Genomic DNA, 11,815 nt, shown 5'->3' with positions numbered 1-11,815 from the left:
AAAGATCAGAAAGAAAGCAGCCTGGTTTTGGCTGCATCTTGTTGTAAGTTTTCCCTTTATTATAGCATAGAATCATTCATATGAGTCGGTTTGATTGGTGCCTAAATGTAACTTCAATCGCTTACCTGGTGCAAGCTCCTGATTCAAAAAGTCCATTGGATTCGTACTCATTACTTGAACGATTTCCGCTTCATCTTCTTTCATTTCAACCATCACTGGCACGCCCTGAATGTTTACCTGCTGGAGTTTGCGTTCTCCTTGTTCCTCAGCGTAAATGGCTTCATAAGGCATAGGTGTATATAAAATCATTGGATCAGCCCCTCGTTTTGTGCAGCCCGTTCTCCAATAAGCTCGTTCAGCTTTTTAATCGCTTGTCCAACGCCGCCGACTTCATGCATCAGCCCGTATTCCGCCGCCTCATGGCCAACGACATTTGTCCCGATGTCTCTTGTTAGATTGCCTTTAGAGAACATAAGCTCTTTAAATTTCTCTTCTGTAATGTTTGAGTGACTCGTGACAAAGTTAATGACTCTTTCCTGCATTTTATCTAAGTATTCAAAGGTTTGCGGAACACCGATGACTAGACCGGTTAAGCGTACAGGGTGAATGGTCATCGTTGCTGTTTCGGCAATGTATGAATAATCACACGATACGGCGATTGGGACCCCAATAGAGTGGCCGCCGCCAAGCACAATGGATACAGTCGGTTTGGATAAAGAAGCGAGCATTTCCGCAATGGCTAGTCCTGCTTCTACATCGCCGCCCACTGTATTTAAAATGATTAGAAGCCCTTCAATTTTTGGGTTTTGTTCAACTGCTACGATTTGTGGAATGACATGTTCGTATTTGGTTGTTTTATTTTGTGGCGGCAGCTGCATGTGCCCTTCAATTTGTCCAATAATAGTCAGGCAATGTATGTTTGTATCTTGTGACAACTGCGGGACGGCTGTTTCACCAAGCTGTTGTATTTTGCTCATAATGCTATCTTTTTCTTCTGGTTTTCGCTCAGGCTGCTGTTCATTCTGTTCGTCCATTTGTCTCCATCCTTTCCTAAAAACTCTCCTCCTATTATGAACAAGATCGTCACATTCCATCCGCATTCATCATGTCACATCAAAAAAGCCCAAAGAGCTTGTGCTCTTTGGACTTTTCTCATCACACTTCCATAATAATTGGAATGATCATTGGCTTACGTTTTGTTTTTTCATATAGGAATTGATTTAGTACATCGCGCATGGATTGTTTCAGTGTTGACCATTCAACAATTGAGTTTTCCGTTTGCTCTTTCACAATCCCTTTGACCATTTCTGTTGCTTTCACAATCAGCTCTTCGGATTCTCTTACATAAACAAATCCTCTTGTGATGATCTCAGGTCCAGAAATTAATTGTTTCTTTTGTTTATCGAGCGTAATGACCACAATTAAGATGCCATCTTGAGACAATAGGCGTCTATCACGTAAGACAATATTCCCAATATCACCAACACCAAGACCGTCGATCAAAATGTTCCCTTGATGTACTTTTTCACCGATTTTGACGTTTTGACCTCTAAATTCCACAACATCCCCTTTATCAATTAAGAAAATGTCGCTTCGTTTCATGCCCACTTCTTCAGCAATACGAGAATGTGCTTTTTGCATGCGATATTCGCCGTTTACTGGAATTAAATACTTTGGCTTCAGTAAGTTCAGCATGAGCTTTAACTCTTCTTGACAGCCATGTCCAGATACATGCACACGTTTTTGAGCAAAAATCACTTGTGCTCCGCTTCTTGTAAGGAAATCCACCGTTTTTGAATAGGTGAGTTCTTGTCCTGGAAGAGGTGTAGACGCAATCACAACCGTGTCATCTTTTTCAATATGAAGCTGTTTGTGATTTTGTTTCGCCATTTTTGTTAAAGCAGCGAGAGGCTCACCGTGGCTTCCTGCTGTGAGAATGACCACACTGTTTTTCGCCATTTTTTTCACTTCTTGGACTGGAACAAATAATTCTTCGTCTGCTGTCACATAACCAAGTTTGATCGCAAGCTGAAGAGTTGTCATCATATTTTTCCCTGCTACTGCAAGCTTACGGCCATTTTGGTTTGTGGCATTAATGATTTGCTGTACACGGTTAATATTTGATGAAGATACAGCGACAATCACACGATTTTCAGCATTGTACATCGCATTTGAGATTTCGTCTTGGACGAGCGCCTCAGAAGGTGTATAGCCTGGTTTTTCAGCATTTGCACTGTCTGAAAGAAGTGCTAAAACGCCATTGTTTCCAATTTTCGCAATCTCTCCGATGTCACAGGCTTGGTTAAGCGCTGGGGTTTGATCAAATTTAAAATCACCTGTGCATACGATTGAACCAAGAGATGTTTTGAAGCTGATTCCGACTGAATCAGGAATACTGTGATTCGTTCTAAAGAACGATACCTTTGTTGTTTCAAATGTAATGACTGACTTTGCATGAACCTCTCGCAAATCAGCTTTTTGATTGAAGCCGTATTGCTTTAACTTTTCTCGAAGTAACGCAAGGGTCAGCTTCGTGCCGTAAACTGGTACAGACAATTTGCTTAAGCAATGGAATACGCCTCCGATTGCTTCATCATGTCCGTGGGTAAGAAAAATTGCTTTCACCCGATCAGCTCGTTCTGTTAAATAAGAGATATCAGGAATGACCACGTCAATGCCTAGCATTTCGTTTTCTGGATGCATGAGTCCTGCATCTACAACATATATGTCGGAATCAATCTCAATGACATATAAGTTTTTCCCGATTTCTCCAACGCCTCCCAGTGCAATAATTCTTACGTTCTCTGTATTTTTCTTTTTCAAAATTCTTATCCTCCTAGTCTCAAGCCCGTCCATCATCGCTTAATGCTATTATAACTGAATCTAATTTTAGAAAACAAGATGAAGTCACATTTTAAGAAAGTGTTTATGTATAAAAAACGGTCATACTCAGGGACATCTGAGAATGACCGCTTACGAATTTTTTTGTTTTGATCAGCTGTTTAATACGCTGCTTAAATTCAGTCTCTCTTCTTCTGATAAAGGTAAAAGCGGGAGTCGAACAGATCCGACATCTAATCCTTTCAGCTGAAGAGCTGTTTTGACAGGCGTTGGATTTGGCGCTGAGAACAGCTGGTTCATGATCGGCACCAGCTTTTGATGAATCAATGCCGCATTCGCTGTTTGTCCTGAGGCGTAGCTTTTTAGCATTTGCTGCATATCAAGGCCTACGATATGAGAAGCCACTGAGACGACTCCTTTTGCACCAACCGCAACCGCAGGAAGCGTTAAGCTGTCGTCACCAGAATAAACGTCAAAATCTTCTGGTGTCTCTGCAATGATTTTTGTCATGGCATCTAGATCACCGCTTGCTTCTTTGATTGCGACAATATTCGGTATTTGCGCAAGTTTAATCGTTGTTTCTGGTGCTAATGAAGCAACCGTTCTTCCTGGTACATTGTAAAGCATGACAGGAAGAGATGTAGACTCGGCAATTGCTTTAAAGTGTGCATACATGCCTTCCTGTGATGGCTTGTTGTAGTAAGGTACGACAAGCATCACTGCATCAACGCCCGCTTCTTCTGCTTTTTTCGTTAGTTTAATAGACGCATTTGTGTTATTACTGCCTGTTCCTGCAATGATTTTACAACGACCATTTGCTAATTTCACCGATTGCTGAAAAAGAGCGACTTTTTCTTCAGTCGATAAAGTTGGCGATTCGCCTGTTGTCCCTGCAACGACTAAAGAGTCACTGCCGTTTTTTAACAAGTAATCAATGAGAATTGATAGCTTTTGGAAATCAATGTTGCCCTTTTTATCAAAAGGTGTAATCATAGCTGTTGCGATATTTCCGAAATTCATTTTTTTCACCTCATCATGATTCAATCACATTTATCTTGAAAGTTCAAACACTTCATGAAGGGCATTAACAGCCGCTCTCATGTTTTCTTCGTTCACTAACACCCAAATCGTCGTATGACTGTCAGCGGACTGTAAGATCGGAATATTTTGCTCAGATAGTGCAGATACAATTTTAGATGTGACACCTGGTACACCCATAATGCCTGCTCCAACAGCTGATACCTTTGCACAGTTTGTCGTGACAATCGGCGTATAGCCTAGATCTTTTAGGATCGCCGTTGCTTTTTCAGTCATTGCACCTGTCACCGTATAGACGATTTCGCTTGGTGTAATGTTGAAGAAATCGACACTGATTTGGGCATTTGCCATTGCTTTAAAGACTTCTGTTTGTACGCTGTACTGTCCCTCTTTAGCTGGGACTTTGATTTGTGTGACATCATTGACATGTGCAATACCCGTAATCAGGCGGTCATACACATCATGACTCATTTTATCTGAGTAGTGTGATGTCACGAGTGTGCCCTCATCATCAGAGTATGTTGAACGGACCCTCATTGGTACTTTTGCTTGCATGGCAATTTCAACAGCTCTAGGGTGAATGACTTTTGCCCCTTGGTATGCGAGGTTACAAATTTCTGTGTATGTCACGACTCTCAGTGGTTTTGCATTTTCTACGATACGTGGATCTGCTGTCATGACCCCTTCTACATCTGTAAAAATATCGATGAAATCTGCCTGCAATGCAGCGCCTAACGCAGCAGCTGACGTATCACTGCCGCCTCGTCCGATTGTTGTCACGTCTCCATTTTTTGCAGCGCCTTGGAATCCAGCAACGACAACCACGTCATGCTCTGAAAGTGCCGCCTCAAGACGTTCACACTTCATGTCAATAATTTTCGCATTTGTATGTTCTTTATCTGTCACAAAGCCTGCCTGTGATCCAGTCATCGCTACAGCCTTTAGCCCGTTTTCATTCAGCATACTTGAAAAAACAACAGCTGAAATATTTTCTCCGCAAGACACGAGTAAATCTTTTTCTCGGTTTGTCATATGCTGCGCACTGCCGTAAAGCAGACCAAGCAGCGTATCTGTCGCATAAGGATCGCCTTTTCGTCCCATCGCAGACACGACAACGACCGATTTATAGCCTTTCTCTTTTGCAGATAAGATATGTGCAAGTGCCCTTTTTCTCCCTTGATCATCTTTGACAGATGTACCGCCAAATTTTTGGACAATTATTTTCACTGTTTTCACTCCAAGTTCATTCTGACGTAACAGAAGAGAGCAGGCGAAAGATGCCTAACTCTCTTCTATTCGTCCTCATCATCCATTGAATGTTAAACTAATTTTAATGCTCGTAAGCTTTCTGCAATTTGAACGGAGTTCCATGCAGCGCCTTTTAGCAGGTTATCAGATACAATCCACATATGGAAGCCATTTGGACGATCCAAATCCTTCCGAATGCGGCCGACAAATACGTCGTTTTTACCAACAGCATCTGCAGGCATTGGATAAATTTGCTGAGACGGATCATCTTGTAATGTGATGCCTGGTGCATCTTTTAGGATGGACTTGACGTCATCAACCGTTGCGTCATTTGATTCAAGTTCAACGTAAACCGATTCTGAATGACCCGTTTCAATTGGTAGTCTCACACATGTTGCCGCTACTTCCAGCTCTGGCAAGTGCATGATTTTTTTCGTTTCATTGATCATTTTCATTTCTTCAAATGTATAGCCATTGTCTTGGAATTTATCAATTTGCGGAATCGCATTGAAGGCAATTTGATAAGGCATGACTTCTGGTTTCACATCTTCTTTATTTAAAATGGCTTGCGACTGGCTGTACAGTTCGTCAATGGCTTCATGTCCTGCACCTGATACTGCTTGGTAAGTAGACACAATGACTTTTTTCATGCCATACGCTTGACGAAGCGGTTCTAGCGCCGCCACCATTTGAATCGTTGAACAGTTAGGGTTTGCAATGATCCCTTGATGATCATGTAAATCTTTTTCGTTTACCTCTGGTACGACAAGAGGGGTATTTTCGTCCATACGAAAAGCACTTGTATTATCGACAACAATTGCACCTCGTTTGACTGCTTCAGGAGCTAGCGCTTTGGAAACATTTCCTCCCGCACTGAATAGTGCAATATTGACCCCTTCAAAGCTTTCAGGTGTTGCTTCTTGAACGGTATACTCTTGACCTCTGAATGTCACTTTTGTTCCAGCAGAACGTTTTGAGGATAGTAGAGTAAGTGTATCCATTTCAAAATCTCTGTCAGCTAGTGTTTTTAACATTTGTTGACCGACAGCTCCAGTCGCTCCAACTACAGCTACATGCAATCCTCTTCCCATCAGTAAAACTCCTTCCGACCCATCCATGATTCTTTTCTTTCGGATGGCCATCCTATGACTTTTTACATTTTATTTTACCATAGAAAAGCAAGGCTTGAAGTACCTTTTTTGAATCTTTCATGATTTTCTAGTGAATCTATTATTCGTTTGATCCAATTAAAATGGGCTGAATTTGTCTATGCTGGAGCGCCTCTTCTACTGTTTTCGTCAGTAGATCCATATGCGCTACCATGGAAGTCGGTTTTTTGAATGGATCATCTTGGCCGAATGGAATAAAGAAAATGTTCTTTGTCGACATGAGTCTCATGAGATTTGTACCATTTAAACCTAATGCATCATTGGTGGAAATGCCTAAAACGACAGGGCGATGATTACGAATGGTCGCCTTAGCAGCCATTAAGACTGGACTGTCTGTTAGTGCATTTGCAAATTTCGCCATTGAATTGCCTGTTAAAGGCGCAATGACCATACAATCAAGTGGAAGTTTTGGTCCAAGCGGCTCTGCTTTGACGATTGAGTCAATCGCTTGAAATCCTGTCAGCTTCTCAATCCGCTCAATCCAGTCCGCTCCTTCTCCGAATCTCGTATTCGTATTTTGCACCGTATATGACACGACAGGACGCACTTCTGCCCCTTCTTTCACGAGTGATTCGATTTGCGGAAAAACAGCTTCGTACGTGCAGTGAGAACCTGTTAAACCAAAACCGATTCTTTTCCCTTTTAGTGTAGTCATGATTCCATCCCCCTTTTTTCCTCCGCAAGTTCACATAAGAGACCAGATAGCACTTTTGCAATGATCTGCCCGGCTGTCTTTGGTGCCACAATCCCTGGAAGTCCTGGTGCAAGAAGCGCCTTCACTCCATGCTTTTGTGCAAAGTCAAAGTCTGTTCCACCTGGGCGGGAGGCGATATCCAAAATGAGTGTCTTTGGTGTCATGCTGACGATGACAGATGAATCTAATACTAAGCTTGGAATCGTATTGATGATGATGTCGACATCCGTTACTTCATCTTTTAAACGGTCCATTGAAAATGGATCAAGTCCCATCTCAAAGGCTCGCGCTAAATGGGCTGTATCCGCAGCACCAACTTTCACTTCCGCACCTAGCGCCCGAAATGTGCGGGCAATGGTGAGCCCTGTTCGACCAAGTCCGAGAACAGCGACATGTGACCCATGAATCGTATAGTCCGTTTGCTGAATGGCCATCATGATAATCCCTTCAACTGTTGGAATAGAGTTATATATGGCAATATCATCTCGCTCAAACAGCTTCACAAGCTTCCGGTTCACCTGCTTTGCCATATTGTCTAAGTACATATTAGAAATACCTGAGTACAAGGTACAATGTGCAGGGGTTCTTTCTAAATATTTAGCTTCTAGCACGACCTTCTCATTTGAAAAAACGGTAGCAACGACCCCTTCGTCTGTAGCACCTGATACCGGAAGAATCATACTATCCACTTGTTCAAATGGAAGCTCTGACATTTTCAGCTTTTCAGCACCAATAAATCCATGATCCAGCTGATCAAATCCGACCAAAAACACTTTGGCATGCTGCTGTGACAGCTTGCGAATGATTTCAAGCTGCCTAGCATCTCCCCCGATCACCGCAACCGTTAAACCGCTCAACATACTGACCGTTCACCTTCTTTATTTAAAAAAGTCTGTAATATTTTCCGAATCTCCCTTTCAGCATATGAGGAGAGGATTCAGCCTGTGAACAAATCGGAGAGAGAAAAGAAAAAGAGCACCCTTTTATGATGGGTGCTCTTTTTCTCCGTGCGGCTGAAGTTCTTCAGGCACATCGAGAATGATCATATCTGATCCTATTTTTTGAATGTGATTCCACGGAACGCGGATGTCATTTCCTTGTTTTCGAAAGCCAAACCATTTGACGGAAGGTATGATGAGTGCTGTAATTTGACCGTCCTGTTCATTTATTTCAAGGTCGGTTTGTCCAAGCACGCCAAGCCGCTCCGCTCTTTTAATATCGACGATCTCTTTTCCTGACAGCTCACTCAGCCTCAAAATCGCATCACTCCCCTTCCATATCATATATGCAGCAGGGATGGTGAATAGACCGGGCCTCTTAATGACTAGTTTGGAGCGGAAGACGCGCCCCTTTGATATAGTGATCATGCCATAATTCCAAGTTGTAAAGCATCCACACTTTTTGGTCCGCTCCATTTTTGTTCTTCTGATTCGAATGATGTCGCAAAAATTGTTCTAGCGGCTCCTTTTGAAATAATTGTGTTGCAAAGCTTTGTTGATCCAGAAGTTTCTCTTCGATTTCTCCCATTCTTTTGTTCATCCAATGATACACCGGAACAGGAAAACCCATTTTTCTTCTATATAATATACGCTTATCCACCGTTTGCTCCATTGTCTTTTTCAACATATATTTCGGAATATCTTGGACCTCACTTGTTTTAAGGCTCGATTGGAAAAATGCTTGCACTTTGCTAGGTAGCCCTTTATAAGGAAGTTTGTACTTGAAAGGCATATCGTTGACAAATTGGATGATGCGATGATCAAGAAACGGTACACGTGCTTCTAGTCCGTGTGACATCGTCATTATATCAAGCCGGTCTAACAAGTTGGGTAAATGGATTTGTTGAAATAAATAGAGCAGTTTGTTTTCATACGACGCCCCTTCCATCTCTTTAAAGCAATGGGCGATCAACTGATTCATGTGCAAATCAGCAGAATCAATTGAATGAGCGTGCTGACCTAAGAGCTGCTCTTTTTCGCTATCCGTAAACCAAGCATATCTTTTTTTATAATGTTCCATTTCCCCATCAAGATGGATAAATTGATGCACCTGTTGCTGAAAGGACGGTTCAAATAATACCTTTGAAAGGATGGATGACAGCTTTCGGTTTTTTTGAAGCCATAAAATTTTACGCCAATCTGAAGGACTCCTAAACACACGTCCATACCCTGCAAACAATTCGTCCGCTCCTTCACCACACAAAACAACCGTTACATGCTTTTTTGCTTCACGTGACATATGGTAAAAAGCGACTTCATGAGGAATGGAAAGAGGATGATCTCTTCGCTTCACAACTTCTGGCAATAATTGAAAGTACTCTTCTTCACTCATTCGATGCGAGTGAAGCTTGACGTTGTATTGTTCTGCTGCGAGCTTGGCATAGCTTTCTTCAGAAAAACCTTCCTCTTCAAAGCTGGTCGAAAAACAGTGAATATTCTCGTTCGCATATTTGGACATCAAAGCAACAATGGAAGTCGAATCCACTCCTCCACTCAAAAAAGCTCCTACAGGTACATCAGACATCATTTGTTTTTGGACACTATCTTGAAGTAATTCAAACAATCCCTTTTGATAATAACGTTCTCCCCTGTCAATTCCATCAGATGGGAAAGGATATTGCCAATAGGCCTCTTTTGTCATTCCTGTTTCATCTATTTTCAAGATGACCCCTGGGGGTAATGTTTGAATTCCTTGAAAGAAAGTTTGCTCGCCGATCGCATAACGGAAGGATAAATAACTAAGGACAGCTTCAGGCTGAATGGCAATTTGTATATCTGGATGCTGAAGAAGAGCCTTCATTTCCGATCCGAAAATAAGCCCTCCTCTACATTCTGAAACATAAAGCGGCTTAATCCCAGACCGGTCTCTAAATAAAAAGAATTCTTTCTTCTTTTGATCCCATATCGCAGCTGCAAACATTCCATTTAATTGCTCAATAAAAGAAATACCATATTCTTCATAGCCATGAACAAGTACTTCTGTATCTGTCAGCGTACGAAACGTATGACCTTTATTCCATAAGTCCTCTCTTAGTTCTTGGAAATTATATATCTCGCCATTTAAAATCACACAAATAGACTCATCTTCATTTGTTATTGGCTGCGGCCCAGATTGAATATCGATAATGGAAAGCCGCGTATGAACCAAACCAACTGAGTCGTCTTGATATACACCACTATCATCAGGTCCACGCACACTAAGTACGTTTTTCATCTTCAGTAAGATGTGTGGATCAAGTGGTGCTTTGTTAAAATGACAATAACCTGCAATGCCGCACATAGACATGGCTCCCTTCCATCACTGATCTGACTGCTGGATCGTCATTGCGAAAATATGCATAAATGGATTATCTTGAAAGCGGATTTCATCAAAAACGATTTTTTGCGAGAAGGAAAGCGAATCAATCCATAGGTTTGATGTCAAATGATGATTGATGCCGGCTACCGTATGAATATAATCAAATGCATAAGCCAATCGATCATCAAATGCAGGTTCACGTTCAATCACATCGGTTAATGAAAGACGAGATTCCAAGACAACGGTCCCCTCTCGTAATAATGTCATCTTTTCGTAGAGATTACCATTAGATGAACAGCCAACGACATGGAGCGCTTCTGCTTCAACTGCCTGAAGTTGAATAGACTGACCTTCTAATTCAATATTGTCTCCTTGATCTTGATAAATGAACTGAAAAGGAATGCCTTCGACCAAAGAGTCTTTCACGTTCATGACCAACTCAGCCGGCAAAGAAGCCCCGCCAATGGTTAATTGGCCTTTTTCATATTCATTTTGATATGTGATGCCTCTGTTATTGACATAATCATGAAGAGTGAGGGGTTGATAGGTTTTCATTTTGAATCACCTCTTTTAGTTGCGTGAGAAGGCTTGTCTCCACTTCTAATGTTTTTTGAAACCGATTCGACGTTCTTTCAATCATACTGCGAGGATTTTTGCTGAGGCCGACTCTAGCTGTAAAATTAGCAAGCACTGTCCAGCTTTGATAAGCATCTTCAAATGCTTGAATAAGGGGTTGTAAATGCTCATTTTCATATGATGATAAAAATGTCACCATATGTTTTCTGGAGTTGGCGACATCCTTTAGTCCTTCAAAATAAACATTGTCTAATAAATTACCATTTTCATCACCTTTGATACTATCTATATAATCTCTTTGAATGACTGAAATTGCGTCAAGTCCTGTGATAGCTCCAGGCAATTCAAAATGTGGCGGTGCACCTTCTAATATGGCGACATGCTCTTTTAAAACTTTCATTACATCCGGTTCTTTCTCAAGATCAACCTGTTTGATCCATTTATAACGATTTTCGGTTCGAGGCGTATGTTCGTAGACAGAGCGTGCGGCTTTCATCAAATGATCTTTACTCAATGTGCCATGATAGGAATAAGCATGGTCACTGATCACTACATGATCATCATTCACCTCAAGTACTTCCAATGTATGATATCCATGTTCTCTTTCAAAAAATGGACAGTACGGTAATTCAAATATATCTAAAGAAACAGACACAGTGCCTCTCTCAGGATGCTGTTTAAATACCCGATTCATATAGAGGTCTAATTCCTCTTCGGTGTAAAAAATTTCTTCTAAATGAATGCCATTATGATGCAGAATATCTTCACGAAAATGTTTAAAGGAACCGATCAAAACAAATCCTTGGTCTTGAGATCTATAAACAAGACCAGCTTGCCTCCAAATCCTGTCGATTTGAATTCCTTGTCTAAGAAGCATGGCTGCAATCGTTAATTGAGAACAGTTTAAATAATTGTTTCGGTAAATAGGTGCTGCAGTAGCCACATCTGTCTC

The 11,815-nt window shown here is 41.4% G+C and carries 12 protein-coding genes; all 12 read right to left on the bottom strand.

From position 1 onward, the window contains the following. Positions 1 to 72 precede the first annotated feature (72 nt). Positions 73 to 309, bottom strand: coding sequence for a YlzJ-like family protein (locus NSQ52_RS08445; RefSeq protein WP_008344712.1), 237 nt, complete (start codon positions 307 to 309; stop codon positions 73 to 75). Further along, on the bottom strand, positions 306 to 1,034 hold the full coding sequence (locus NSQ52_RS08440) for a ClpP family protease (protein ID WP_008344713.1): 729 nt from the start codon (positions 1,032 to 1,034) through the stop codon (positions 306 to 308). Before NSQ52_RS08440 ends, NSQ52_RS08445 begins: the two co-directional genes overlap by 4 nt. A gap of 121 nt (positions 1,035 to 1,155) precedes the next feature. Beyond that, positions 1,156 to 2,823, bottom strand: a complete 1,668-nt coding sequence (gene rnjB, locus NSQ52_RS08435) for a ribonuclease J2 (RefSeq protein WP_008344715.1) — start codon at positions 2,821 to 2,823, stop codon at positions 1,156 to 1,158. Between the two features lie 171 nt (positions 2,824 to 2,994). Continuing rightward, positions 2,995 to 3,861, bottom strand: coding sequence for a 4-hydroxy-tetrahydrodipicolinate synthase (gene dapA, locus NSQ52_RS08430; RefSeq protein ID WP_008344717.1), 867 nt, complete (start codon positions 3,859 to 3,861; stop codon positions 2,995 to 2,997). A gap of 30 nt (positions 3,862 to 3,891) precedes the next feature. Continuing rightward, positions 3,892 to 5,106 (bottom strand): aspartate kinase, encoded by a 1,215-nt coding sequence (gene dapG / locus NSQ52_RS08425; protein WP_025207348.1) that lies wholly within the window; start codon positions 5,104 to 5,106, stop codon positions 3,892 to 3,894. A 92-nt stretch (positions 5,107 to 5,198) separates the two neighbouring features. Then, positions 5,199 to 6,218: an aspartate-semialdehyde dehydrogenase gene (asd, locus tag NSQ52_RS08420; RefSeq protein WP_017359063.1), complete on the bottom strand. Its 1,020-nt coding sequence runs from the start codon at positions 6,216 to 6,218 to the stop codon at positions 5,199 to 5,201. Between the two features lie 139 nt (positions 6,219 to 6,357). Beyond that, a complete protein-coding gene (gene dpaB / locus NSQ52_RS08415) occupies positions 6,358 to 6,951 on the bottom strand; it encodes a dipicolinate synthase subunit B (protein WP_017359064.1) in 594 nt (197 codons plus the stop codon). Further along, a complete protein-coding gene (gene dpaA / locus NSQ52_RS08410) occupies positions 6,948 to 7,850 on the bottom strand; it encodes a dipicolinic acid synthetase subunit A (protein WP_017359065.1) in 903 nt (300 codons plus the stop codon). The genes dpaB and dpaA overlap by 4 nt, the downstream gene beginning before the upstream one ends. Before the next feature lie 123 nt (positions 7,851 to 7,973). Further along, positions 7,974 to 8,246, bottom strand: coding sequence for a YlmC/YmxH family sporulation protein (locus NSQ52_RS08405; protein ID WP_008344726.1), 273 nt, complete (start codon positions 8,244 to 8,246; stop codon positions 7,974 to 7,976). Between the two features lie 61 nt (positions 8,247 to 8,307). Continuing rightward, positions 8,308 to 10,275, bottom strand: a complete 1,968-nt coding sequence (gene asnB, locus NSQ52_RS08400; protein ID WP_096881427.1) for an asparagine synthase (glutamine-hydrolyzing) — start codon at positions 10,273 to 10,275, stop codon at positions 8,308 to 8,310. A 12-nt stretch (positions 10,276 to 10,287) separates the two neighbouring features. Next, positions 10,288 to 10,842, bottom strand: coding sequence for a hypothetical protein (locus NSQ52_RS08395; protein WP_058337321.1), 555 nt, complete (start codon positions 10,840 to 10,842; stop codon positions 10,288 to 10,290). Continuing rightward, positions 10,811 to 11,806, bottom strand: a complete 996-nt coding sequence (locus tag NSQ52_RS08390) for a hypothetical protein (RefSeq protein ID WP_058337322.1) — start codon at positions 11,804 to 11,806, stop codon at positions 10,811 to 10,813. Before NSQ52_RS08390 ends, NSQ52_RS08395 begins: the two co-directional genes overlap by 32 nt. Positions 11,807 to 11,815: the final 9 nt, after the last annotated feature.

The organism is Bacillus sp. FSL W8-1141, assembly GCF_038593205.1.
GTDB lineage: Bacteria > Bacillota > Bacilli > Bacillales > Bacillaceae > Bacillus > Bacillus altitudinis.
Note: the sequence above shows the minus strand (reverse complement) of the source record. Positions and strands in the feature narration are given on the sequence as shown.

Bases quoted from the DNA above. Each gene is read 5' to 3' on its own strand.
- asd (WP_017359063.1), bottom strand. From the start codon at position 6,218: ATGGGAAGAGGATTGCATGTAGCTGTAGTTGGAGCGACTGGAGCTGTC.
- asnB (WP_096881427.1), bottom strand. From the start codon at position 10,275: ATGTCTATGTGCGGCATTGCAGGTTATTGTCATTTTAACAAAGCACCA.
- NSQ52_RS08395 (WP_058337321.1), bottom strand. From the start codon at position 10,842: ATGAAAACCTATCAACCCCTCACTCTTCATGATTATGTCAATAACAGA.
- NSQ52_RS08440 (WP_008344713.1), bottom strand. From the start codon at position 1,034: ATGGACGAACAGAATGAACAGCAGCCTGAGCGAAAACCAGAAGAAAAA.
- dapA (WP_008344717.1), bottom strand. From the start codon at position 3,861: ATGAATTTCGGAAATATCGCAACAGCTATGATTACACCTTTTGATAAA.
- NSQ52_RS08445 (WP_008344712.1), bottom strand. From the start codon at position 309: ATGATTTTATATACACCTATGCCTTATGAAGCCATTTACGCTGAGGAA.
- dpaB (WP_017359064.1), bottom strand. From the start codon at position 6,951: ATGACTACACTAAAAGGGAAAAGAATCGGTTTTGGTTTAACAGGTTCT.
- dpaA (WP_017359065.1), bottom strand. From the start codon at position 7,850: ATGTTGAGCGGTTTAACGGTTGCGGTGATCGGGGGAGATGCTAGGCAG.